20 protein-coding genes and 1 pseudogene are annotated in these 25,937 nt (G+C 39.7%); 7 read left to right on the forward strand and 14 right to left on the reverse strand.

Features of this window, described 5'->3' with window-relative positions; genetic code table 11:
• Positions 1 to 42 precede the first annotated feature (42 nt).
• The 6 genes from ACE1CA_RS03335 (at position 43) to ACE1CA_RS03360 (ending at position 6,670) form a co-directional block, all read left to right on the forward strand.
• Entirely contained in the window at positions 43 to 1,674 is a 1,632-nt protein-coding gene (locus tag ACE1CA_RS03335; protein WP_413277171.1) for a DEAD/DEAH box helicase, read from the forward strand.
• Complete coding sequence (locus tag ACE1CA_RS03340) at positions 1,604 to 2,818, forward strand: DUF790 family protein (RefSeq protein WP_413277170.1); 1,215 nt, start codon at positions 1,604 to 1,606, stop codon at positions 2,816 to 2,818. The genes ACE1CA_RS03335 and ACE1CA_RS03340 overlap by 71 nt, the downstream gene beginning before the upstream one ends.
• A gap of 136 nt (positions 2,819 to 2,954) precedes the next feature.
• Positions 2,955 to 3,515, forward strand: coding sequence for a Uma2 family endonuclease (locus ACE1CA_RS03345; protein ID WP_486517639.1), 561 nt, complete (start codon positions 2,955 to 2,957; stop codon positions 3,513 to 3,515).
• 27 nt (positions 3,516 to 3,542) lie between these two features.
• Positions 3,543 to 4,103: a Uma2 family endonuclease gene (locus ACE1CA_RS03350; RefSeq protein WP_413277168.1), complete on the forward strand. Its 561-nt coding sequence runs from the start codon at positions 3,543 to 3,545 to the stop codon at positions 4,101 to 4,103.
• Between the two features lie 99 nt (positions 4,104 to 4,202).
• Entirely contained in the window at positions 4,203 to 5,999 is a 1,797-nt protein-coding gene (locus tag ACE1CA_RS03355) for a hypothetical protein (protein ID WP_413277167.1), read from the forward strand.
• A gap of 2 nt (positions 6,000 to 6,001) precedes the next feature.
• A complete protein-coding gene (locus ACE1CA_RS03360) occupies positions 6,002 to 6,670 on the forward strand; it encodes an OmpA/MotB family protein (protein WP_413277166.1) in 669 nt (222 codons plus the stop codon).
• 30 nt (positions 6,671 to 6,700) lie between these two features.
• On the opposite strand, the gene ACE1CA_RS03365 is transcribed toward ACE1CA_RS03360, so the two are convergent.
• The 3 genes and pseudogenes from ACE1CA_RS03365 to ACE1CA_RS03375 form a co-directional block, all read right to left on the reverse strand.
• The gene (locus ACE1CA_RS03365; protein WP_486517640.1) at positions 6,701 to 7,717 is read right to left on the reverse strand and encodes a formylglycine-generating enzyme family protein; all 1,017 of its coding nucleotides are present in this window, start codon (positions 7,715 to 7,717) and stop codon (positions 6,701 to 6,703) included.
• A gap of 520 nt (positions 7,718 to 8,237) precedes the next feature.
• A pseudogene (locus tag ACE1CA_RS03370) lies at positions 8,238 to 9,098 on the reverse strand (formylglycine-generating enzyme family protein); the annotation flags it as partial.
• A gap of 66 nt (positions 9,099 to 9,164) precedes the next feature.
• On the reverse strand, positions 9,165 to 9,362 hold the full coding sequence (locus ACE1CA_RS03375; protein WP_413277164.1) for a hypothetical protein: 198 nt from the start codon (positions 9,360 to 9,362) through the stop codon (positions 9,165 to 9,167).
• A gap of 293 nt (positions 9,363 to 9,655) precedes the next feature.
• On the opposite strand from ACE1CA_RS03375, the gene ACE1CA_RS03380 reads away from it, so the two are divergent.
• The gene (locus ACE1CA_RS03380) at positions 9,656 to 10,054 is read left to right on the forward strand and encodes an endonuclease domain-containing protein (protein ID WP_413277163.1); all 399 of its coding nucleotides are present in this window, start codon (positions 9,656 to 9,658) and stop codon (positions 10,052 to 10,054) included.
• Between the two features lie 315 nt (positions 10,055 to 10,369).
• Here ACE1CA_RS03380 and ACE1CA_RS03385 read toward each other — a convergent pair whose 3' ends face one another.
• The 11 genes from ACE1CA_RS03385 to ACE1CA_RS03435 form a co-directional block, all read right to left on the reverse strand.
• Positions 10,370 to 12,469, reverse strand: a complete 2,100-nt coding sequence (locus tag ACE1CA_RS03385; RefSeq protein ID WP_486517641.1) for a caspase, EACC1-associated type — start codon at positions 12,467 to 12,469, stop codon at positions 10,370 to 10,372.
• Between the two features lie 5 nt (positions 12,470 to 12,474).
• The gene (locus ACE1CA_RS03390) at positions 12,475 to 12,855 is read right to left on the reverse strand and encodes a hypothetical protein (protein ID WP_413277161.1); all 381 of its coding nucleotides are present in this window, start codon (positions 12,853 to 12,855) and stop codon (positions 12,475 to 12,477) included.
• A gap of 61 nt (positions 12,856 to 12,916) precedes the next feature.
• Positions 12,917 to 13,990, reverse strand: a complete 1,074-nt coding sequence (locus tag ACE1CA_RS03395) for a glycosyltransferase family 4 protein (RefSeq protein WP_413277160.1) — start codon at positions 13,988 to 13,990, stop codon at positions 12,917 to 12,919.
• 1 nt (position 13,991) lies between these two features.
• The gene (locus ACE1CA_RS03400) at positions 13,992 to 14,945 is read right to left on the reverse strand and encodes a glycosyltransferase (protein ID WP_413277159.1); all 954 of its coding nucleotides are present in this window, start codon (positions 14,943 to 14,945) and stop codon (positions 13,992 to 13,994) included.
• Positions 14,942 to 16,018, reverse strand: coding sequence for a glucose-1-phosphate thymidylyltransferase (locus tag ACE1CA_RS03405; protein ID WP_413277158.1), 1,077 nt, complete (start codon positions 16,016 to 16,018; stop codon positions 14,942 to 14,944). The genes ACE1CA_RS03400 and ACE1CA_RS03405 overlap by 4 nt, the downstream gene beginning before the upstream one ends.
• Before the next feature lie 3 nt (positions 16,019 to 16,021).
• Positions 16,022 to 16,900 carry a dTDP-4-dehydrorhamnose reductase gene (gene rfbD, locus ACE1CA_RS03410; RefSeq protein WP_413277157.1) on the reverse strand — a complete coding sequence of 293 codons (879 nt, stop codon included), beginning with the start codon at positions 16,898 to 16,900 and terminating at the stop codon, positions 16,022 to 16,024.
• On the reverse strand, positions 16,897 to 17,442 hold the full coding sequence (rfbC, locus tag ACE1CA_RS03415) for a dTDP-4-dehydrorhamnose 3,5-epimerase (RefSeq protein ID WP_413277156.1): 546 nt from the start codon (positions 17,440 to 17,442) through the stop codon (positions 16,897 to 16,899). The genes rfbD and rfbC overlap by 4 nt, the downstream gene beginning before the upstream one ends.
• 342 nt (positions 17,443 to 17,784) lie before the next feature.
• Positions 17,785 to 19,590 carry a hypothetical protein gene (locus tag ACE1CA_RS03420; protein WP_413277155.1) on the reverse strand — a complete coding sequence of 602 codons (1,806 nt, stop codon included), beginning with the start codon at positions 19,588 to 19,590 and terminating at the stop codon, positions 17,785 to 17,787.
• 371 nt (positions 19,591 to 19,961) lie between these two features.
• A complete protein-coding gene (locus ACE1CA_RS03425) occupies positions 19,962 to 21,890 on the reverse strand; it encodes a beta-barrel domain-containing protein (RefSeq protein ID WP_486517642.1) in 1,929 nt (642 codons plus the stop codon).
• A gap of 116 nt (positions 21,891 to 22,006) precedes the next feature.
• On the reverse strand, positions 22,007 to 25,033 hold the full coding sequence (locus ACE1CA_RS03430) for a peptidase domain-containing ABC transporter (RefSeq protein WP_413277153.1): 3,027 nt from the start codon (positions 25,031 to 25,033) through the stop codon (positions 22,007 to 22,009).
• A gap of 147 nt (positions 25,034 to 25,180) precedes the next feature.
• Entirely contained in the window at positions 25,181 to 25,921 is a 741-nt protein-coding gene (locus tag ACE1CA_RS03435; RefSeq protein WP_413277152.1) for a peptidylprolyl isomerase, read from the reverse strand.
• Positions 25,922 to 25,937: the final 16 nt, after the last annotated feature.

Genomic DNA, 25,937 nt, shown 5'->3' on the forward strand with positions numbered 1-25,937 from the left:
AACATCTAAAATTAACGAGGGGAATCAATGTTTTAGATAATAATGCCTCGTACTCCTACTTTAACTTTCGATCGCGGCACGTTAATTCTGCATCCACCACCAAGAGGCAAAAGCTGGGTGGAATTTGCTACTTGGGATGACAGAGTAGAAAAATTTCGCATTTTGGCTATTCATTACCGTCCTTTGGTAGAAGCTTTGCAAGCAGAAGGAATTAATTTTATTGATGAGGCAAAAGAATTTGTACCTCTGCAATTAGTTCCGAGTTTAGAAATGGAACCTTACCCTCATCAAAGTGAAGCTTTGGAGGCGTGGAAATTAGCAGGAAGACAAGGAGTTGTTGTGCTTCCAACTGCTGCGGGAAAAACTTATTTGGCACAATTGGCAATGCAAGCAACGCCTCGTAGCACGTTAATTTTAGTGCCAACTTTGGATTTAATGCACCAATGGTATGCACATTTAGTGGCGGCTTTTCCTGATGCAGAAGTTGGTTTATTGGGAGGTGGATCGAGGGATAAAACACCGATTCTTGTTGCTACTTATGATAGTGCAGCAATTAATGCCGAAAGTTTAGGAAATCGCTATGCTTTGTTAATTTTTGATGAATGCCATCATTTACCTACGGAATTTTATCGGGTAATTGCAGAATTTGCGATCGCACCTTATCGCTTAGGACTTTCCGCAACTCCCGAAAGAACTGACGGCAAACATAAGGAATTAGATACTTTAATTGGCACAGAGGTTTATCGGAAAACTCCTGAAGAATTAGCCGGAAAAGCTTTAGCAGATCATCAAATTATCCCGATTAAAGTTAAGTTATCTCAGCAGGAAAGAGAAAGATATAATGAATTAATTAAAATTCGTAATGACTTTTTGAAGGCGGAAAAAATTCAGTTGTCCAGTCTCGAAGGTTGGCAAAGATTTGTGATGGTGAGTGCGCGATCGCCTGCCGGAAGACGTGCTATGTTAGCTCATAGAGAAGCGAGGGAAATCGCTGTGGGAACTGAGGGAAAAATTCGCGTTTTGGCTGATTTGTTAGCCGAACATTTCCCCGAACGTATTTTGATATTTACTACCGACAATGCTACAGTTTATCGCATTTCTCAAGAGTTTTTAATTCCGGCAATTACTTATCAAACTCCGATTAAGGAAAGACACGAAATTTTGACTCGTTTTAAGCAGGGAATTTATAAAAGTTTGGTAGCTTCTCACGTTTTAAATGAAGGTGTTGATGTGCCAGCAGCTAGTATTGCAATTATCCTTTCTGGTACTGCTTCACCAAGGGAATATATTCAAAGATTGGGGCGAATTTTGCGGAAAGGAGGTGATAATAATAAGCGGGCAATTTTGTATGAGGTGGTGACGGAAGATACTAGTGAGGAAAGGGTTTCTCAACGGAGAAAAGGAGAGGAATTTGAACCACGAAGACGCGAAGGACGCAAAGAAAGAGAAGAAGAGAGTAAGTTTGTTCAGTTGGAACTTTTGCCTTCTGAACCTGTTTATAAGGTTGCTGAATCGGGGGAATTAGGGGTTGATGATTCGGTTAAGAAGCAGGGAAAATCAGAGATAAGTTATTCTAAGGAAAGTCGAAAATCTAAGAAGAAAAATGTTACCAAGCGAGTTGCTGATTCATCGCCAAAATGGGGAGTCAATCGTCCCGAAACGCCTGAAGATTGACGATCAAAATTTGGAAATTGCGACGGATTCAATTAGTTGTTTTGCAGAGAATGTTGGTAAAACTCAAGGTGAGTTAGATAAGCAACTTTTGGAGTTGGAAGGTGATAGTCCAGATTATCGTTTAAAGCGGGGTTTTGCTCATTTGTTAAAGAGTAATTTTTCTACTTTTGAGATTGTTAGTCCTCTGGAACCGCAGGAATTACGTCAGCGAGTTTTTACTTTAGCTGCACAATCAATTCCTAATCCTTTAGCATCTCAAAGAGTATTGAATAATTTGGCAGAACAACTAACTCAAGAGTTAAATAAAGAGGTTTCTTCTCAACAAATTCGCACTGGTTTATATGCAGATTTGCAGGAGAATCGCATTTTAACTCAGTTTGATTCTCCTGCACCAGAAGATATCATACATCGTTATAATATTTCGCAAGTTCAGGGAGTTTTTTATCGTGCTAGTCAGATTACAATTAATGCTCATCGTAATGTTCCCGGTCAGTATAAATTGCTGTTTCGCTATCTAAAATTGTTTCAATTAATGGCTTATATTGAAGGTGATGCCGATCATGGTTTTACTATTACTATTGATGGACCAGCTAGTTTATTTAAAGCTAGCACGAGATATGGATTGGCGATCGCAAAACTCATCCCCGCACTTTTGCACGTTACAAAATGGAGTCTCAGTTCCACTTTACAAACCAGAGATATCTACAGTGGCAAAGAAAAAACAGGTAGATTTACACTCAATTCTGATTGCGGTTTAGTCACTCATTATCCACCCGGAAAACCTTACGATAGTATGTTAGAAGCTGGTTTTGCTAATCGTTGGGATTCTTTAAAAACTGATTGGGTTTTAGAACGAGAAGTTGACTTAATTCCTATTCCCGGAAGTGTGATGATTCCTGATTTTCGCTTGGTTCATCCTGATGGCAGAAGTTACTTATTAGAAATAGTTGGTTACTGGCGACCAGAATATTTACAAAAGAAATTTGCTCAAGCTAGAAAAGCTCAATGTGACAATTTGATCTTGGCAGTTTCCGAAAGGTTGAACTTAGAAAAAGCGGGAGTTAAAATCAGCAATACCCCAGCAAAAATTATTTGGTTTAAAGATAAACTTTCACCCAAAGCAGTGTTAGAAGTTCTAGAATAAATTGCATAACTGATATCTTACACCACGAGGCGGAGCCTCTATTTATCGTTCCCAGGTTCAACCTGGGAACGAGGTTTGGGAGATTCTATCTCCGCTGCTGCAAAATCTGAAATAACTGAAATATTTGGAGGTAGTAATGTCTGTACAATTACTGAGGCGAAAATTTACAGTAGAGCAGTATCATCAAATGATTGAAGTTGGGATTTTGACAGAGGACGATCGCGTAGAATTGATTCGAGGAGAAATTGTTGAAATGACACCAATTGGTAGAAGACACGCTGCTTATGTTGCTCGTTTTGTTCAATTATTGATAATTCGTTTGGGACAAAGAGCAATTATTTGGCCCCAAAATCCCATAGAACTAAATGATACTTCTGAACCTCAACCAGATATAACATTGCTGCAACTTCGTTCCGATTTTTATGAGTCAGGGCATCCCCGACCACAGGATATTCTATTATTAATAGAAGTGGCAGATACGACGGTGGAAAGCGATCGCCAAATCAAAATTCCTCTTTATGCAGAAAACGGTATTATTGAAGTTTGGTTAGTGGATCTTAACGAGCAATGTATTGAAGTTTATCGAGAACCTTCACCAAATGGTTATCAAAATATTCAAAGATTTATTCGGGGACAAAGTTTATCGATACTCGCTTTTCCTGAGATTGTTATTACCGTAAATGAAGTGTTGGGATAAAGTTAATATCAACTGCTGGAGGTAGCAATGTCTATACAATTATTGAGACGGAAATTTACAGTAGAGCAGTATCATCAAATGGTTGAAGCTGGGATTTTGACAGAAGACGATCGCGTAGAATTAATTAGAGGAGAAATTGTTGAAATGACACCAATTAATAGAAGACATTCATCCCATGTCAATCGTTTAAATGAGTTATTTATTTTACGTTTGACACAATTGGTAACAGTAGGAGTACAAAATCCAGTAGAATTGAATGATAACTCCGAACCTCAGCCAGATATATCATTATTGCGAAGAAAAGCTGATTTTTATGAGTCGGGACATCCAAAACCACAGGATATTTTATTATTAGTGGAAGTGGCAGATACAACGGTGGAAAGCGATCGCCAAATCAAAATTCCTCTTTATGCAGAAAACGGTATTATTGAAGTTTGGTTAGTGGATCTTAATGAGCAATGTATTGAAGTTTATCGAGAACCTTCACTAAATGGTTATCAAAATATTCAAAGATTTATTCGGGGACAAAGTTTATCGATACTCGCTTTTCCTGAGATTGTTATTACTGTCGATGAAGTCTTAGGCTAAGAGAAAGTAATTTATTCTAACTTTCTCTTGTCAAGTATCTATAATAAACTTATTTATAATGAGACACAGAAAAGAGTAGTAAAATTAAGGAGAATAATAGTGAATCAACTGGAAAAAGTACTAAAAGTAGTTATCTATGATTTGAACTACTTTTTTGGGGTAATTTGGCAAAACAGCGTATTTCATTGGGCAACTTTAGGACTATTGCTGTTCGCTGTCTGGATAGAGTGGCGTTCTACCAAGTTATATCAAAGATATCAGAAATCAAAAAGCAGGATTGCAGTGGAAGCGATCGCCTACTTATCTAAGAGTTTAGAGGGCGTGATAGAAATCGGGAGAAAAACAGTCAACTTAGATTCTAGAAATATTCCTGAACAAAGGCGGAAAGAAATATTTAATTGGTTGAGCGAACATCTAGTCGGAATTGAACAAAACGGGATTTTTCAAGCACAGTTACAGTCTGGGCGATTCTTGCTTTTGAAGTATCCAGAAATTCTCGAACAGCCAGTTCCTCGCAGTTCTTTGCGTTTCATTCAAAGCATACTTATTGCGATCGGAGTTTTAGGAACTTTTTATGGCATTCAAGTAGGATTAAGCGACATTTCTTTAAGAGATATCGGACAAAATAGCAGTGACTTACTCAAGTCAAGCGTTCAACTACTCGAAGGAATGAAAACAGCTTTTTCTACCTCATTAATGGGATTGGGAGCCTCTAGTATTTTCACATTATTTTTAGCTTTTTGCGAACGGGAACGAAGAAAGTATCGAGATAATCTGCAAAAAGATTTAAACAAAATTACTATATTGGAAACACCAATGCGGCTGCTTGAGAAAATAAATCCCGAAGCTAACTTGAAAGCTTCTCAAGCACTCGCTAATGCTGCGGAAATAATTGGAACGAAATTTGCTGAATTGATAGAACTTCAGCGAGAATTAAGCCCGAAAGCGATCGGACAAGAAGTAGGAAATGTCATCAAACCTGTATTTCAAGAAATTCGAGTCGAACTGTCAGCATTGCGAGAAATTAAGGCAGATCAAGGTCAAGAAATATTGAGAAATTTAATCGAAGAACAGCGCGAAAAGTTAATTAAACCAATTATTAGCGAACTAAGTAATAGCGCCGAGCTTACTAAACAAGCTTCCGAAGCTGTTTTGGATCTGAAAAATGAATTAGGGAGTATTACTATTAGTTTATCAGAATCGATCGCTACTATTGAGAATTTTCAAACAGAAACTCTGAGCAAACTTCAGCAATTTGCTACCAATTTGGAAGCAATTCTCTGGAATTCTCGGACTGATACTAAAAACGTCATGCAACAAGTATCGGCAGAACTTAAAAGGTCAGTTGATAAAAGTATTGCAGCCATGCAAAAACAACAATCTTCTTATGAATCTAACACAGAAAAAACAGTTACTACTTTCAGAGAGATCCGTGAAGAATTAGAAAAATCTCTCAACGCACACGCGGAAATTCAGCAGGAATTAATTCAGCAATTTCAAAACAACATTCATGAGATATTTGCCGAACAGAATAACAACCTTCAACAATTAGGCGATCGCACTTCTGAAACAATGCGCGTACAGCGAGATGCCCTAGCTAAGATTGCCAAACAAACTGTTAGTACTTTCATAGGTATTCGTGAAGAATTAGAACAATCTCTCCAAACTCAGGCTCAAATAGAACGAGAGTTAATGCAAGAATTTCACAATCGTTCCCTGGAAATTTTCGATCGACAAACTAACAATTTAGGTCAAGTTGGAAATGTAGCTTCTCAACAGATGAATGAAGCTAGAGAAAATCTGAATGCTACTCTAGCAAATATTCATACTATACTACAAAATACCTATTTAGTAGCTGCCCAGAACAATCACAAAAATCACAACAGCGAACATTAATTATGTTTAATTTAAATAACTTAAAACAGGAACCAGAGCTAGACGAAGAAGAGTCGAGTGTCTTGCTATCAATTGGCGATTTGATGTCTGGACTACTGATGATTTTTGCCCTCTTATTCGTTACAGTTCTTGTCCAGCTAAAAGACCGAGAAGAACCGCGCCGGGTTATAGTTGGTACGGTTGTTGAACAGATGAAAGGTAATAACATTAATGTCAATGTTAACCCGGAAACGGGCGATGTAACTATTCAAGATAAAATTCTTTTTGATGAGAATAGTGCAGAATTAAAACCCGCAGGGAAGATATTTCTTAGACGATTTATTCCAGTTTACAGTCGCGTAATTTTTGCCAACAAAGATTTCAAAAAAGAGATTGCCAGAGTGGTTATTGAAGGACATACTAGCTCAAAAGGAGATTATGATACTAACTTAGAGCTCAGCTTATTGAGAGCGCTTGCTGTTTCTAAATTCATCTTTTCCAATGAGCTTAATTTTCCCACAAAATGGGAGTTGAGAACAAAAGTTATGGCAGCAGGACGCGGCGAAATGGAAGCAAAACAAAAAGTAGATGACCCTAGCGATCGCAAAGTAATCTTCCGCTTCCAATTCCGAGGTGAAAACTTCTCCGAATGGTATCGAAAAAACCAATCTTTACAACAACAAAACCGATGAAATTTCGGTTTAAAACTCTAGTCTAAAGGGCTATAAGTCCCATGCCGCAGCACAGACAACTCGAAAACCGATCGAACCATTACGCACACTAGGCTGGTTGAGGAAACGATAAGCCGATCGACAGCGATCGGGAGCATTGAGCCACGAACCACCGCGCAGCAGTCTTCTCGCTCCTTCGTCCCTAGATAACCACGCACTACCATCATTGGGTGCTTTTCCATAGTTTTCCTGCCAATGGTCGGCACACCATTCCCACACATTGCCGTGCATATCGTAAACTCCAAAAGCATTGGGGGGAAAACTACCAACTTCTGTAGTCTGCTCTCGATAAACTCCCTTGCGACTAGAAGCGTAGGTTTGGTTGCCATTATAATTTGCTAAATCAGGGCTGATGGTGTCGCCAAAATGAAAAGGTGTTGTAGTTCCCGCACGACAGGCATATTCCCACTCTGCCTCACTAGGCAACCGATAATTTCGCCCAGTTTTCTGGGACAGTCTTTCGCAAAACTCCACCGCTTCATACCAAGAAACCAACTCTACCGGAAGATTTGCACCTTTAAATTTAGACGGGTCAGGATTGAGGTCAATTTTAACTTTGGGAAAACCTGCAACTGTGCGCCATTGCGCTTGTGTAATCGGAAACTTACCCATGAAAAAGGGTTTGATTCTCACTGAATGCTGTGGCTTTTCAGTCTCTAATGATTTCGGTTCATGATTTGGTGAACCCATGAGGAATGTGCCATCAGGAATGGCAACCATTTCCAGAATTTCCTCATTCTCCAATTCTTCAGTAAAAAATTGGGCTTGTTGACGAGTGCGATCGATCTGCTGAGAGATTTCTTCACCTAATCCCAATAATCGAAAATTTCTCTTGTTGATGATAGTTACGGTTTCAAATTCAAAGGTCTGTTTTTCAACTTTCACTTCTGATTCAGGGGTTGAGGAAAAGTTAGTTGTCGGCGATTTTTCTATATGTTGTTGTTGCTTGAATTGTCCATATTGGTATTCGCTAATATGAATCATTGATGCTATTTTTCTGTTATCCATGTTGCTGAATCCCTAATAAATTATTTCGCTTTCTCACAGGTGAAGTTAAAATATTGACGAGTGTTGACTTAGATGGCAATTTCTGTACCATCTCGTCTTTTAAATATTCTTCTTCAGATGCTATTTACTATTTATTAAGTGAGTACTTTTATTTTTAATTATTAATTCATAAACTCAGTATCCGATTCCGTATATATAAGAATAATCTTTACTTAAGTTTACGTTTTATCTCCTAGCTTCGTCTCTGACCTATAGATAGATACTGCAATTAGCCCATAGATATATTTTGAAGTTATGATAGAAAAAATCAGGAAATTACTGGTACTAAATAAATGTTTTTTAACAGTTAATATTGATGAGTTAGACAACAGTTCAAATTTACCTTTGATTAAGTTATCCAACTTGGTTTAATTTTCAGAAAGAATCCCCACTTTCAGTCGAACATGGAAAACAAAAAATTTTTTAAGCGCTTTGTGCAGGGAAAAGAAAAGAGGGAAAAGGGTAAAAGAATAAATATCCTCTAAGTCCACTCCGCACCACAGACTATCCGAAAACCGATATTGATGTCGTTATCGTAGACCGGAAGGAAGTGGTTGCGACAAGCCGATCGACAGTTTCCAGGATTGTTGACCCACGAACCACCGCGCAGCCGCCTAAATAAGCTTTCAGCGCTAACTAACCATACACTCCCATCTAACGGTGCGCCTTCATAATTTTCATGCCAATGGTCAGCACACCATTCCCAAACATTGCCGTGCATATCGTAAAGCCCAAAAGCATTAGCGGGAAAACTGCCAACTTCTATAGTTTGATCTTGATAAGTTCCCTGAGAACCTGAAGCATAGACATGGTTGCCGTCGTAATTGGCTAAATCGGTTGTAATTGTTTCGCCAAAATGAAAAGGCGTTGTAGTTCCCGCACGGCAGGCATATTCCCACTCTGCCTCACTCGGCAACCGATAATTTCGCCCCGTTTTCTGGGACAGTCGATCGCAAAACTCGATCGCTTGATACCAGGTGACTTGCTCTACCGGACGATTTGCACCTTTGAATTCAGACGGGTCAGGCTTGAGATCGACTTTGACTTTGGGAAAACCTGCGACTATTTGCCATTGAGCTTGCGTCACCGGAAACTTACCCATAAAAAAAGGTTCGATCGTCACCGAATGCTGTGGCTTTTCATCATTTAATGATTCTGGTTCATCAGTTGGCGAACCCATCAGAAATGTGCCACCAGGAATCGCAACCATTTCCAGAATTACCCCATTCCCCAAGTCTTCAGCAAAAAATTCAGCTTGTTGACAACTGCGTTTGATTTCGTAAGTAATTTCTTCACCTTTTTTGACAACACAAATAGTTGCCGTCTCAAAATCAAAGGTCTGTTTTTGCATATTAAATATGTTTGGCAGTTCACTTTATCAGAGTAGCTATGCTTAATAATATCAAACTTACTCTGACTGTTCGACAATTTTCCAAAAATCATCACTATTGATCCCACCAGTCTCTTTGATACTTCGTTCTGAAGTTTGTAATAATTGATTGAAATTTTTCGCCAGATGAATCATTATAATTGTGTTTTTTGCGATCGCACAGCCTAGCTTTTCTTGTGGGGAAGTGCGATCGACTTTCCCAGACAAATTTCCCACCTAATAACTTCAATAACCCGCCCATCCTCCAGGTTCTAAGGCAACAAATTTTCTCCCTCCACTCGCTGCCGAATAGCTTCTTTTGTTATCTGGATATTTTCTTCTATAGGTTCACCCTTTTCTGTTAATATTGCCGTGCGTCCGTTAGGGGTACAATAACTTGTAAATAAAAATTCCTGTCCCCCCCTTGTTAAGGGGGGTTAGGGGGGATCAAATGCCATCATCAAATCACCAAAACCTGAATCAAACTAATACCTGTCCCCCCCTTATTAAGGGGGGTTAGGGGGGATCAAATGCCATCATCAAATCACCAAAACCTCAATACCACCGAATTTCACCTACCCTACAACCCTCAACTAATAGCAAGAGCAAAAGAACTTCGTAAAAACTCAACACCCGCAGAAAAAAAGCTTTGGCAAAACTACCTCAGAACCTTTAAATTTCGAGTTTTGCGTCAGCGACCAATTGATAATTTCATAGTTGATTTTTACTGCGCTGCATTGAAGTTAGTAATTGAAGTTGATGGAGAAAGTCATTTTACTAAAGAAGGTCAGGAATATGACCGAGAAAGAACACAAATATTACAAGGATATGGGTTGAAAGTGGTGAGATTTACCAACGATCAGGTGTTGAATAATTTTGAGGCGGTGTGTTTGGAAATTGAGGGTTTGATCCCCCCTAACCCCCCTTAATAAGGGGGGAACCAGATTCAAATTCTCTGATTTTTGCTAGAGATTAGATCCCCCCTAACCCCCCTTAACAAGGGGGGAACCGGATTCAAGATTCAAATCAGCTTCAAAGTCCCCCTTATTAAGGGGGATTTAGGGGGATCATAAACTTGTGTGTATAAAGTCGCCTTAGATTCAAAGTCCCCCTTTGTAAGGGGGATTTAGGGGGATCTTCAACTTGTGCCTAAAAGGTTTTATATTCAAAAAAATTTTTAAAGCGCTTCGCGCAGGGAAAAGAAAAGAGGGAAAAGGGCAAAAGGGTAAAAGTATAAAGGGCTACTAAGTCCACTCCGCACTACATACAATCCGAAAACCAATAACGTCGAGAACGTAGCCCGCAACGTTGATGCTGCGACAGGCGGAACGGCAGAGTACAGGAATGTTGTTCCACGAACCACCGCGCAGCAGTCTTCTCGCTCCTTCGTCCCTAGATAACCACGCACTACCATCATTGGGTGCTTTTCGATAATTTTTTCGATAATTTTCCTGCCAATGGTCGGCACACCATTCCCAAACATTGCCGTGCATATCGTAAAGCCCAAAAGCATTAGCGGGAAAACTGCCGACTTCTGTAGTTTGCTGTCGATAAATTCCCTTAGAGCCAGAAGCGTATACATAGTCGCCATTGTAATTGGCTAAATCGGTTGTAATCGTTTCACCAAAATGAAAAGGCGTTGTAGTTCCCGCACGGCAGGCATATTCCCACTCTGCCTCACTCGGCAACCGATAATTTCGCCCCGTTTTCTGGGACAGTCGATCGCAAAACTCCACCACCTCATACCAGGAGACTTGCTCTACTGGACGATTTGCACCTTTGAATTTCGATGGGTCAGGATCGAGATCAATTTCAACTTCGGGAAAACCTGCGACTGTTTGCCATTGAGCTTGCGTAACCTGAAACTTACCCATAAAAAAGGGTTTTATAGTCACTGAATGCTGTGGGCTTTCCCTATCCCTACGTTCTGACTCATCAGTTGGCGACCCCATCACGAATGTGCCACCAGGAATCGCAACCATTTCCAGAATTACCCCATTCCCCAAGTGTTCAGTAAAAAATTCTGCTTGTTTACGACTACGTTTGATTTCATGGGTAACTTTTTCACCTAATCCAAACCATCTAGGATTTCTCATTATTGCGATAGTCGCAGTCTCAAATTCAAAGGTCTGTTTTTGAACTTTCTCCTCTGATTTAAGAGTTGCGGAAAAGTTAGCTGTCTGTTGTAGCTTAGGTTTTTCTGGTTCCTGCTGAGGTTTTTCTACCTTTTGCTGTTGCTTTTCAGCTTCTTGGCGTTTTCGCTCATATTCTGCTTTTTTCGGAGCCAGCACTCGTTCCTCTATTGATGCTATATCCTCTTCTCTAAGTTGCAAGAGTAGCTGTAAACGTTCTAATTTTTTTCGTTCTTTCTCATTAATTGGATATTGATTCTGTACTAACTCAGATAAAGCTTCTTCATAACGTTGCAACTTTTCCTTGCGCTTCTGATAAGGGTCTAAAACCTCTAACTGAATCACAAAAGCTTCCTCAGCCGATATATCAAGAGTAGTTCGCAACTCATCTAAATAGAAGCGGTTAACAATAGAAATTTCTCCCTCATCCTCATGAGCAATTTCTTCTAATTGTTTACGATACTTTAGCTTTGGGTCATCCTTGGGCGACTTCGCCAGCAGAATTTTGTACCCCTCCTTCATTGGATAAAATTCGGGAGTCATGGCTGGAGCCGCTTCTGTCACCTTGCTGTTAGCATACTCATGTAACTCATCAGCAGAAATCCAACCATCGCCATCCAAGTCAGCCGCACCATTGTCAATTCCCTCTACTAAATAGCGAGTGTAAATCGAAAGTTCTGAACCTTCTTGCTCAAACGAATATTGAGTAGAACTAGAAGAAGTGAGAATTGCCCGTCCCTTACCGCCCAGCTGTTCCTGTAAATTCACCGCGCCATCATCTTTCACGGTTAACCCTTTAGCAATTGCCCCACTAAAGCAACAATCGAGAATAATCACCTGTCTCTCAGACTTACTCTGGTTCATGCTTTTGTGCAGAAAACTCGCTGCCACTGCCGTTGGCTCCACCAAGCTACCATTATCTTTGCGAGTAGTACGGGTGGCAAGAAACAGGTTGCCGCTTTCATCCTTCACCCCATGCCCAGAAAAGTAAAATAGCAGTAAGTCATCTTTTTGGCGATTGGCAAACAGTCGGTAAATAGCCTCTTCCATCTGTTGACGTTGGGGATTTTGTAACACCTGAATTGTAAAATCACCCTTTTCCGCATCTGCCAAAACTCGCCCCATCGCCTCCACATCTTTAACAGCCGCAGGCAAAGGGTTTAATCCCGGTTCATATTCACTAACCCCAATCAGCAACGCTATCTTAGCCATGCAGTCTAGCTTTTAAGGAATTTCTCGGCTTTTTGATAGGCAAATTCAAAATCTTCTCGGTTACTGACTTTGATAGTAAGTTCTGTACCATCTGGTTTTTTGAACGTTGTTTCAATAGTTTTAGAACGCACCATCCCAGCGAGAAAGTCAAACAAAGGCTTAACCTTTGACACATCGACTAAAGTTTTCAGCGTTCCTAAAACGTAGCCACCTAAAGCTTTTGAGTCTGGTGGTGCTTGTTCAACTGGCACTAAATCAGCATTTTCGACTCCATCCACTTGTCGAAGCTCTGGGAGCAAATTCTCTACTTTCTCTTGTAACTCCTCGTCACTTAAACTGGCATCTACCAGGGAAATGGTAATTTCAATATTAGATTGGCTAGTCATGTACATTTTTAATAGTATTTATCATCAAGTTTACTCTACTTTATTTGCTCACTCAGGAATTTTAAAGAAATTTTCGCAACACCGCCGCCGTAGCTTCTCCCGTTTTCTCCCAACTAAATAACTTGCATCTCAAAAAACCAGCTTCCCGCAAACGCATCCGCAAACTTTCATCATTCGCCAAACTTTGCATTGCTTCGGTAATTTCTCCCATATTATAAGGATTAACTAAAATCGCCGCATCCCCGGCTGCTTCGGGTAAAGAGGAAATATTGGAAGTAATTACCGGAGTTCCACAAGCCATTGCTTCTAATACCGGAAGTCCAAAACCTTCCCAAAGACTAGGAAAAACTAAGGCTATTGCTTGATTAATTATTGTCGGTAACTCACTATAAGGAACGTATTCTAAAAACTTGACTTGATTACTGATTCCTAACTCGGTTACTGCTGCTTTCAATGTGGGAGTAAAGCGTGAATCAACAGAACCAGCTATCCACAATTCATAGTCATTTTTATTAGGTAAGTTAGCAAAAGCTGTAATTAATCTACCAATATTTTTATAAGGGTCATGTCTACCAATATATAAAAAGTAATTGCGCTTTGGCAAATCCAAAAATCGAAAGTGCGTTTCATTATATGCCAACAAAACAGGTGTTACTTTCCGTTCTGGAATGCGGTAAAATTTCATTACATCGTTAGCAGTTGAAACGGAATCACAAATAATATGTTCTGCTTGTTTTAATACCAAAGGTAACAGATAGCGATCGTAATTAGTTAAAGGCGAAAATCGCTTGGGAAAACGCAAGGGAATTAAATCATGAACTGTCAAAACATATCGACAACCAGCATAAATTGGTGCTTCTGGTAAAGGCGAAAATAACAGTTTAGCTTGCAGTTTTTGATAAATTTTCGGCAGTTGCAATTGCGTCCAAAAAATGCGGGAAAAGTTACCTTTGGTTCCTTGTTCTGGTGTTAAGTTCGACGGTACTGGATAACAGTTAAAATCTGGAATATTTCGGCTAGATAACAAAGTCGGATTGAAGGGTTTTAAATGGGGAAAAAGATTAAAGGCGTAGGTACTAATCCCCGTTGGTTTACTCATTAAAAATGCTAAGTTTATTAGTAGTTCGTTTGCCAAGTTAAAATACTCTCCTTAAATAAAGCGATATTCCCGCAAATTTTCCCAAAGCGACTTTTCGGTTGAATGGAAGTAAGTATATCGCATTTAAAAGCAAACGAACGAATCTTAATAGTAGGACAATTTTATTTGTGTATCTTTCGAGAGTTAACAAGTAGCTGTAAGTACTATGCTTGAATTTTAAAAACGCATTTTTTCCGGTAATCGCTGAGGGTTGATGAACTACACCAATCTGATTGGTAATGGAAATTAAATGTCCTTGTTTAGCATAGCGTTGGCAAAAATCAAAGTCTTCGTAATATAAAAAATATTCTGGATCGAATTGCGGACAAATAGGAAAATTTTTGAGATTAATTAATAAGCTACAACCGCTAACCCAATCGGTTTTTAAATACGGAATATTTGAATTTTGATTGTCAATTGTTTTAGTGAGATCTTGCAGCAAGAGGCAGAGCCTCCATTCTTCGTTCTCAGGTTGAACCTGGGAACGAGGATTTGGGAGGTTCCACCTCCAGGAGTGCAATATCTGAGTTTTAGGAATAATTGCGCCATTTTGGGGGATAAATTCACCGCCAGCGAACCATATTTCGCCAGTTGTAGTGTAAATAATTGTACCCAAAATAGAGATTTCGGGATGGTTTTGGAAAAGTGCTGGAACTTTTTCTAATGCTTCGGGTAATAAATAAGCATCTGGATTTATCAGCCAAACGATCGCTTTTTGATTTTGCTGATAAATCCAGTTTAATCCTAAATTACACGCTCTCCCAAAACCCAGATTTTCTCCTGATTCCAGAATCACAACTTTGTCAGTTTTTAAATCATAAATAGATTGTTGATCTGGTGAATTGTTGACAATAATAATTTGATAGTCAACAATTTGGTTAGGAGAAATTGAGTTAATTAACTTGGCAATTAACTGGCTGGAATAATAGTTAATTGCCAAAAGATAAATCACGTTAACTCAATTTGACTGTCATCACCAATCATAAATCTTAAGGCTTTTGGACGTTGTGGTGCAGCAACTAATTGCACTCGCTGTCCAATTACACTATCAACAATTCGCTGATGAATTTCTACTACTTTTGCCCCCTGTAAAATTACACTATGGTCGATTTCTACATCGATTAGTTTTACATTGTTGCCAATGCTGCTGTAAGGGCCAACAAAACAATGTTCTAAATAACAATTTTCACCGATTACAACAGGCCCCCGAACGGTACAATTAACTAATTTTGTACCTGCACCAATTTGCACTCTACCAGTTACTTGACTTTTCTCATCTACTTCACCCAAAATAGATGCACTCAGGCAAGTTGTATCCAGAATAATCCGGTTTGCTTCGAGTAAATCGTCTTTTTTCCCGGTATCTAACCACCAACCTTCTAGTTGACAAGCTTCAACTTGTTTTTGTTGGGTAATTAAGTATTGAATGGCATCGGTAATTTCTAATTCGCCACGCGCCGAGGGTTGAATATTTGCGATCGCATCATGAATTGTGTTAGCAAAAAAGTAAATTCCCACCAATGCTAAATTAGAGGGCGGAACTTTCGGCTTTTCTACTAAATGCAAAACTCGCCCATTTTCATCAACTTGCGCCACCCCAAAAGCGGTGGGATTGACAACTTGCCGCAATAAAATTAAAGCATCTGTTTGCTGACTTTTAAACCGATCGAGAAACAGATGCAAGTCACTTTGAATTAAGTTGTCACCCAAATACATAATAAAGGGTGAATCTTCTAAAAATGGCTGGGCAACTTTTACCGCATGAGCTAATCCAGCAGGTTTGTCTTGTAAAATATAAGTAATCTTAGCACCGAAACGATCGCCATTTCCCGTTTTTGCTTTTACCTCTTCCCCAGTTTCAGGACTAATAACAATCCCAATATCTGTAATTCCCGCTGCTACAATTCCTTCAATTCCATACCAAAGAATTGGTTTATTTGCTACAGGAACAAGTTGTTTTGCACCTGTGTAAGTTAGAGGTCTAAGTCTTGTTCCTTTACCACCGGATAGAATTAGTGCTTTCATAATTTATTGAGCGTATAGTTCAGTTAACATCTTTCTCAAACCCTGCCGCCAATGCGGGGCAAAAGTTCCCAATACTTTTGCTATTTTCTCACCAGCAAGCACCGAATATGCAGGGCGACGGGCGGGAGTGGGATATTCAGGTGTAGTAATCGGAATTACTCGCTGAATTTGCAAATCCCATCCTAATATTTTGGCTTCTTCAAATATGGCAACTGCAAAGTCATACCAACTAGCAATGCCACTATTTGTGTAGCTATAAATTCCGGCAATTTCGGGTTGATATAAGGTAATTAATTGAGTGATTGCATTGGCTAAATCTAAGGTATAAGTTGGACTGCCAATTTGATCTGCAACTACTCGAATTTCTGGTCTATCTTTCCCCAATCTCAGCATAGTTTTGACAAAGTTGCCTTTCCCACCTACGCCATAAACCCAAGCAGTTCGCAAAATCAGATAATTTTGACAACTGTTTTGAATGGCGATTTCCCCTGCGAGTTTAGTTTTACCATAAACATTCAAGGGATCGGTAGGGTCTGTATCCTGATAAGGCGAACCTTTACTACCATCAAAAACGTAATCAGTGGAAACGTGAATTAAGGGAATTGCTAGCTTTTCACATTCTTCGGCTATGATACCAGGTGCGATCGCATTTATCGCATTTGCTAATTCTGGTTCGCTTTCCGCTTTATCAACAGCAGTGTAGGCGGCAGAATTCACTACTACATCAGGTTTCACTTCATTAATTACCTGACGAATCGCTTCTGGTTGAGTTAAATCTAATTCTGCCCTTCCGACTCCGATAACTTCGCCAATCGTGGGCAGAATCCCGCTTAATTCTTGCCCTAATTGTCCGTTAACTCCCGTAACTAAGATGCGTTTCATGAGTATACTTCTGCGTCTTTAAATGGTTTGCCAGCTTGGTCTTTTGCTGATAAAATTGGTTCGGAATCTAGAGGCCATGCGATCGCTAAATCTGGATCGTTCCATAAAATAGACCTTTCATGCTGTGGTGCATAATAATCAGTGGCTTTGTATAAAACTTCCGCTGTTTCTGAAACTACCAGAAACCCATGAGCAAAACCAGCCGGAATCCACAACTGCTGCTTGTTTTCCGCACTTAACAAATAACCAACCCATTGCCCGAAAGTCGGCGAACTTTTTCTAACATCCACCGCTACATCAAAAATTTCGCCCGACACTACCCGCACTAATTTTCCTTGCGCTTGTTCAATTTGGTAATGCAAACCTCGCAGCACATTTTTACTAGAACGCGAGTGATTATCTTGGACGAAATTAACTTCTGCGCCAGTTTTTTCGACAAAAGCCTTCTGGTTGTAACTTTCAAAGAAAAAACCCCGGCTATCTCCAAAAACTTTGGGTTTAATCAGCAATACATCAGGGATTTCAGTAGCTATAGTTTCCATACATTACTAATTTGTGACTACCATCTGGAGAAAAAGCTTTTCCTGTTTCACCATTAAAAGCCAAAGCTCGTTTCTAGCAAGCTTTTGGTAATTTATATGTCGGGAATTATTTTTCCCTTTCAGCCATTAAGTATACTTGGTTTATCATCAAATTGACAATATCTAACTTTCCATCTTCATAAAAACTTTTTAATACTAACTTATTGCCTCAAGAAGCGATTAAACCAACAGCGTCCAAATATCTGAATTTAAGAAGTTAGCCTTGAGCTTAATTTAGAAAAGATTTATGCAAAATAGTTAAATTAATACTAAAGTTAACTGACCTCTTGATTGCAAGTATAGTTAATTTTTCACTAGACGATCGCCACCTACTTTATAAGCTTTAACTTTTTCTGTGTCAAATGCCCAAGCTTTTATTTTCACCACACCTTTTGGTAATCTATTAGCTGCAAAAGTTTTTTGCCAGCCAGATATTAAGTAATTTGTCGTCTTCATAGCTTTAACTACATCTGGTCTTTCCACTCTATTATCAAATACAGCAAATATTATATCTTCACCTGGAGTTTTTTCATAAGTTAGAATTACGGCATCTGCTGGTTCTTTTTTCTCCGGTAAAACTGCCCATCCTCCAGCTGAATAATTATTTTTATCTACCTTTTTTACTTGATCGAACCAGCCATATCCCCATTCTTCATTAGTCACCCTATTTGTTGCCTGAATATCTTGGATCTTATCATTGTTCAGCAATTTTGCATCAATTATGCCCAAATAATCAATTAGTTTAGCTCTCTTTTGTAGCCCGGAAAAACTGGGGTAAACTTTTTCTGTAATGCACTTTTCTTCAGGTGCTATATTGAGAAATATGTAACAAGCTTTGGCTTGTAAGCGATCGAGTTTAATTGTATACATTCTTGGAATAGTAAGTTCCGCCGTGATAATGTAAAAGTATAAAAACCCTGTTAATAATAGCAAAATTCCTGCTTGAGCAACTCTTTTGCTTTTGTTTATCAAAAAACCTTTTGTTTTAGCATCATCATAGACGATCGCAATCAAATTCACCAAAGTCAAAGGAAGATAAACAGAGAAAGTCATGTATCTCAAAGCAACAGAACTTTCTAATCCTAAACCAGACCTACCTAAAGAAGTAATTAATCCACTAGTTATCACATAAAAACTAATAGTCAACCAACCAGTCATTCTATAAATTACTGTTGGATCTTTTCGCTGCTTGATAAAATAACTAAAAACTCCCAACAATAGAATTATTAAAATCGTCCCTATCCAAATATTATTATTAACCAAGCTAGAAAATTTCCAATTATATTTAATTGTTCCCCACCCTAAAGGAGCACCTAAAAAAGAAAGTAAATACGGTAGTGCTTCATTTGGATGTAATATTCCATAAGTAATACTTGGTGTTTCTGGTGGTTTTTCATATTTATAAAAGTATACTGCCATATTAGCTGTAAATGTGGCAATCCAAGGAATATACAACCATTTATCTTGAAAAATATCTTGCCACTTCCAAGATTTGGAAATAGCTAAAGCTGGAAAAACAATTATCCAACTCAACATTCCATTAGCAAACGAATAAGTACTAATAGTACATAAAATCAGACATATTACTAATTTAACTTTCCTGTTTATTCCTGAATAAATTGCTACTAAGCAAGTTGTCACGCAAGCAATGGGAAAGAATACAATTAATTGATGACCCCATAACCAATTCTCATATTGAACTGGCGAAAAAATCAATAAATTACAGAGAATTGCTAAAAAGATTACCTTGATTAAACTTTCACCTATTGTCCATTTAATTAATCTAAATATGTTAATTGAAACGATACAGGCTAGGACTAAACTAACCCACATTTGATGCCTGATATCCCAGTTCCAATTATTAAAATAAGTCAATCCTATAAAAATGAATCTAGGGAAAGCATATCTACTTTCATTATGCTGAGAAATTAATGATTCTAGAGTTAATTTGAACTCTGGATAAACTTTATTTAAGAATAAGCCAATCTCCCAATCATCCCAAAATGGTATGTTCACGCTATTTTGGTAAATTAATATTGCTATTAAAAAAGCCGGAATGATTGTCAAAATTAATCCAGTTAAATACCATATTTCGGGACGCTTATTCATCAGTTACTCCTTCACCGATTGAACCTTTTTCATACTTTTTGATATCCCAAGCTGGGAAGATTACCGATGCTAATAATTGTCACCAATCTTAAGAGAGAGGAAATTATTTACAAATTTTTAACAGTTTACCTCTCTCTATCTCCAAAGACAAGATGTATTTGGAAAAAATGGTAGAGAACTTAAAGCTTCTGCTGATATAAAGAAAAGCCTTGCAGGACATTAATGCTGATCCTACAAGGCTTTTTTGCGTTTGCATCAGAGATGCGACTAATATTCCGATAATTAATGTCATCTATCCAAGGGTAGAAAACAGGAGAGATTTTCCGATCGCATCACCAACCAAAAATCTCTGTCCTCACCCGTGAGAGTCCCTAACGCACCGTTTCCAAATTATCAACTTGTTTTTGGAACAACTCGGTGAAAATAGCCAACAGAGTCCGTTTCCGCACCTTAATGCTGGCATTCACCGCCATCCCAGACTGGACTCGAAATTCCTTGCCATTAATATTTAATGTTTGATTTGTCAACTTAACTGTGGCAGGGAATGAATAGTAAGGACGCTCTTGACTAGGTGGTAAAACATCCGACCCAATAGAAGTAGGAGTTAATTTCCCTTGCAAAGTACCAAACTCAGTAGATGGGAAAGACTCCACATTAACCTCTACTGTTAAATCCTTCTGTTTAGCCAATCTATCAACTACCTGTCCGATATCCCGGTTACTCAGGTAAACTTTTGCCACTAATTTATCATCGGGCACAATTGACAGCACGGGTTCAGTGTCAATTTGTCGCACCACATATCCGGGGCCTGTGGGTTTCAAATTGAATACTACACCATCCACAGGTGCTTTAATTTCTTGGAATTCTACGGCTTGTCTTGCCTTAGCAATCTGGGCTTCAATTTCGTCTAGCTTTTTCTGATTTTCCAAGCGCAACCTTGCTAACTGACTATCAATTTCGGCGATGCGTTTGTGGTTATCAGCAATTTTTGTCCGCACATCTTTTTCAGAAAAAGCGATCGCATTTTGCCATTGTTTCTTCGCTTTATCAATTTCTGAATTTAAGCGTTGTTCCTCTTCTTGCAAACGTTCTGCTTCGGACTTAACTTTCAACAACTCAGTTTCCCGCAAAGAAAGTTCATTTTGGCGATCGGCAATTTCCCCTAAAATATTAGAAATTTGCTCTTTTCGGGAAAGAAGTTCAGCTTCACCAGCTACTACTTCATTTTTGCGAGTTAATATCTGTTGCAATTGCCGTCTACCTTGCAAATCCGACAAAGCACCCGACTGTACAACAGGTCTAATTTTTTCCATCAATGCTTCATCTGAAGCTAACAAATCCTTAGCATTTTTTACCCGATTTTCAGCAATTGGTAACTGCTCTCTAGCAGCTAATAATTGACTTTGCGCCGCTTGTATCCGATTTTTTGAAGTTCTGACCTGCTCATTATACATAGGAATTTGCGAACTTGCCGCCTGCAATTGAGTTCGCACCTGAGCTAATTGTGCTTGCAAACTTTCAATTTGCAATCTAGCTGCTTCCTGACGGGATTGAGATTCAGCACGACTAGCTGCTAAAAGTCCTTGTTGGTTAGCTAAAAACGCATCGCCGCTAGATTGTGTTGGCGTACTCTTACCATTTGCTAATGCAGTAAGGTATTCATTTTCTGATACTAAAGCTATTTTTGACTTTAATAATTCTTGGAATTCGGGACTAGCGTTAGCGATATTTGAGCTAACTAATTGCCCATCAAACTGTCCATTATAAAACTGATTTTCCCGCAACAACTTTTCCCGTTGTTTGTGCAGGGCATCTAAATCTGCTTGAGGTGCTAAGGAATCCAGTACTAATAGCACTTGACCTTGTTTAACACGCTCGCCATCTTTAACTTTAATCTCTTTAACTACCCCACCATTAGGCGCACGTAATTCTTTCGCCGCTCCCTCTGCTTCCAACTTACCCGTTGCTGGTACAGTTTGATCCAAAGGTGCAAAACCAGCCCACAATAAACCAGCACCAGTCACACCAATAATCATCCATACAAAAGCGTGCGACCACCAAGAAGGTCTTTCTAAAATAACAGGTTGGTCATCTGGGCGAAAAGGTAAAGGAGTTTTAATTATTGGTTGTTCTTTCGGTTCCCAAACTGTCTCAAATTCTTTCAATTGAGTAGTAGTACCATGATGCTTTCCATGACCATTGCCATTGCCATTGCCATGACCATTGCCATGACCATTGCCATGACCATTGCCATGACCATTGCCATTTCCATAATGTTCGCTTGTTTCTTTAGTAGCCATTTGCTATTAATCTCCTAGTGGATTTTAGATTTTAGATTGGGAATAATTTGATTACTATTTGTCATTAGTCATTTCTTTTTGGTAATAACCATCAATAATGACTAATGACCAATAACTTACCCTATTTCGGATTCCTGTTGCTGATAGAGGCAATAGTAACGTCCCTTCAGCGCCATCAGTTCTTTGTGAGTACCCTGTTCCACAACAGCACCTTGATCCATCATCAGTATTACATCTGCGCCTTTGACTGTACTCAAACGGTGAGTAATAAAGAACACTGTGCGGTCTTGAAATGCCTTTTCTAAATTGTCACAGACGAGGCGTTCTGAGTGATAGTCGAGGGCGCTGGTAGCTTCGTCCAGAATTAGTAACCCGGGGTTTTGCAGTACAGTTCTGGCTATAGCTAACCTTTGTCTTTGTCCTCCTGACAGCGAGGAACCCCGTTCCCCGACTACCGTGTTATACCCATTAGACAAAGACATAATAAAATCATGGGCAGCAGCAATTTTTGCTGCTTCGATAACTTCTTCGTCTGTCGCTTCTGGGTTAGTTAAACTAATGTTTTCCCGGATCGTGCCATTAAACAACAAGGTATCCTGTAACACCATCCCAATTTGCCGACGTAAAGAATACAACTCTACCTTAGCAATATCGTAGCCATCCACCAGAATTCTCCCCGCAGTTGGCTCATAAAGCCGTTGCAGCAATTTCATCAAAGTACTCTTACCGGAACCACTTTGACCCACAATGCCCACAAAAGTTCCTGGTTCAAAATCTATATTAATATTCACCAGTTGCAATGGGCCATTAGGATTAAACCGGAACGACAGATTTTCGTAGCTTACAGCACCTTGAATTGGTGGCATGGCAATGTTGGTACTGTTAGAATCATCTACTTCGGGATGAGCATCCAAGATGTCGCTGAGTCGTTCAATGGACAAGGCTGTTTCTTGGAAGTTTTGCCACAATTGCACTAAGCGTAATAACGGACTGGTGACATAACCAGCAATGATGCGGAAAGCGATTAATTGCCCCAAGGTTAGTTGTGGTGGGTTGGCAATTACCATGTAAGCCCCTACCCACAATAGTAATAAACCAGATAGTTTATTGAAGAAGCCGGACAGTGAACTGGCTGTACTAAAAGTTAATACGGTTTTAAATCCTGCTGATACGTAACGGGCGTATCTTTCTTGCCAATTCCAGCGGGATTTTAGCTCAATGGTTTGGGCTTTAACTGTTTGAATCCCTGATAATACTTCGACTAAGTATGATTGGGTGTCGGCGTGGCGTTCGGCTTTGGTGCGGAGTTGGCGTTGTACGATCGGAGCAACTACTAAAGTCAAAATGGCAAATAGCGGAATTGTTGATAAAGCTACCAATGTCAGCGGCACGCTATACACCAACATGAAGGCTATGTAAAACACTGAGAAAAACGCATCTAACACTACTGTTAACGCTGTCCCAGTGAGGAATTGCCGAATATTTTCCAACTCGTTTACCCGTCCAGCTAGTTCCCCTACCCGACGGTTATCAAAGTAGTTCAGAGGTAATTTCAACATGTGGTCAATTACTTCCGAACCCAAACTAATATCGATGCGGTTGGTAGTATCAACAAATAAAGTCGTCCTGATATAAGTTAGTAAGGCTTCAAAAACTGCCACGACTAACAGCAATAATCCGACGCTATGCAGAATGCTATCGCTGCGGTCTTTAATTACTTGGTCAATAATTACCTGAGTAGCTAAAGGATTTGCCAAAGCAAACAGTTGGACTAAGAAAGAAGCGATAAATACTTCTATCAGGACTTTTTTATGCTTTTTAATTGCAGGTAAAAACCAGCGCAGGCTGAATTTTTCTCTTTGTCCTTCGGGACGTGGTTGCAGTAATAATACTTGTCCTTCTGCGCCCCAAGTTTCGGCGAATTCTTTGGGTGTGCGGTGGCGAATTCCGTCTTCGGGAACTGCCAAGGTTAGTTCTTTTTCACTGATTTTGGAGAGGATGGCAAAGCTATTTTCCCATTGAATCAATGCTGGTGCTTTTAATCTGGGAACTGCGGCGGCTTGTACTTGAACTAATTGGGCGCTAATGCCCATCATTTCTGCTATGCCACCACAGGTTAGGAGGGTTAATCCGCCTTTGGTTTTGTTTTGGTTGTCAATAATTTTGTAGAGGAGTTCTCGGCGGAAATTTACACCTAGATATTTAGCCAGCATTCTAAAGCAAGCTAGGGGTGCTTCGATCGGCCCACTACCTTTAAAAAATTGAAAGGGGCGTTCTGAGACAATGACTGGTTCAGTTGAGGGGGGAGTTTCCGTCGCGTAGGGGATTTCCTCGTAGGGAGACTGAGGACTAGTGACTGGTGATAGGACAGTTTTTTCCGCTGTCTCTGTCTGCGTTTCTGTGGCTGCTTCTATTACTTGTATTGTTTTTGCTGCTTTTGGTAAGGCGGATAAAGGTATCCCCAATAACCGACCACCTTGTTTGCCTTTGACGGGTATCCAACTACCTACATCTTGAACCGGAAAACGGCTACCGTTGGAGAATGCGCCGATCATCCCGCTACTAACCATCCATAACATTTCGCGATCGAGTTCTGGTAATGTTACTTGACCGTTGGGCAGGTTAACTACTTTAGCCTGGGGAAAAACTTCTGCGGCAAGTTCTTTCAGATTTATTGTGGCTATGGCGCGACGTTGTAATTCTAAACTCAGGAGTTCAAATACTTCGCTAATGGTTGGTTGGTCGCGGAAAGTTTGGCGCAGGACTGGTTCTTGGTCGATAAATGATAAAAATACCTCTGTGGGAATGGTAATACAGATCACTTCGTCTGAGGCGATCGCTGTTTCGCATCCTTCTCCACGTACTATTCCCGCCCAACCTAACACTTTCCCTGGCCCTGCCATGTACAAGCTGACAGGATTTTGGGTGCGTTGGTCGTAGCCTAACACCCGCACTTGTCCCAGGTAAACAATTGCTACTTGGGTGGGTGGGATTTCTTTTTGAATAATTGGTTGCCCAATCCGATACCGCAATAACTGGCATTGGGCGGATAGGTTTTGCAGTGCGCTTTCTGCCAGTTGGTTAAACGGTTCTGTTTGGGTAAGAAATGTTTGAATTTGCGATCGAGAAACTGCTTGGGTCATAAGAATTTTAGATTTTAAACTTGGGATTTTGATTGCAATAGCACATATCGGCTTTTTTTGGGCTATTTTCTACTCTCATGCCTCACTAGTTAAGGCAACGGGGGTTTTATGACTAGAAATTTCTTGATTTTCTCCGATTTCTGCGGTTTAATTCTCATTTTCTACTACTTGCAACGGCCCCATTTCCTTAATTTTTTCCGCCAGCCAATTCTCAAACATTTCGTCTACTAAGCGGTGACGCATGGCATCGTCCAGTTGAGCCGCAATATTTTTTTCTAGCCTAATAATTACGAACCATTCTGCCAAGGCTCTAGGCGGCCAAAGTTGACCGGGCTGGCTGACGGCTAGTAATTGACCGATGAGAGGATGGGGTTGCTTGATAGAAACTGGCCCTAGTAAACCTCCAGTTTTAGCTTCCGGGCCTTCGGAGTATTTTTCGGCTAATTCGGCAAAAGTTTGTTCTCCTTCTTGAATGCGGAAATAAATTTCGTTTGCCAAACCCAAATCTTTAGTCCGAATTAGGGAATAAACTACTTGGTCGAGATAGGGCTTGCGGGTAAGAAAATAATTTTCTACCTTGTTTCCCCAGTTGGCTTGTTTATATTTTTCCAATCGCAGGGGGCGCACTGATAATTCTTGTAACTGTTGGGCGGTTATTCCTTGAGCTTGTAGCCAAGCTGCTTTAATTTCTGGGGTGTGGAGTTGATACTGAGCTTCTATTTGACCGACTGCTGAGTTCATCTCCTCCTCAGTGTATGGGATGTCTGCGATCGCTTTGTCGATAATCAACCCCCGCAAAAACTGCGGCATTAGCTGGTAACGAGTCATCATTTCCAGTAACTCTTGCGGTTGAAATTTTTCCTCTCCTGCTTGAAATAATACTGTCATCACTTCCAATTTATAG

Source organism: Floridaenema evergladense BLCC-F167, assembly GCF_041929205.2.
In the GTDB taxonomy this organism is placed as follows: Bacteria; Cyanobacteriota; Cyanobacteriia; order Cyanobacteriales; family Aerosakkonemataceae; genus Floridanema; species Floridanema evergladense.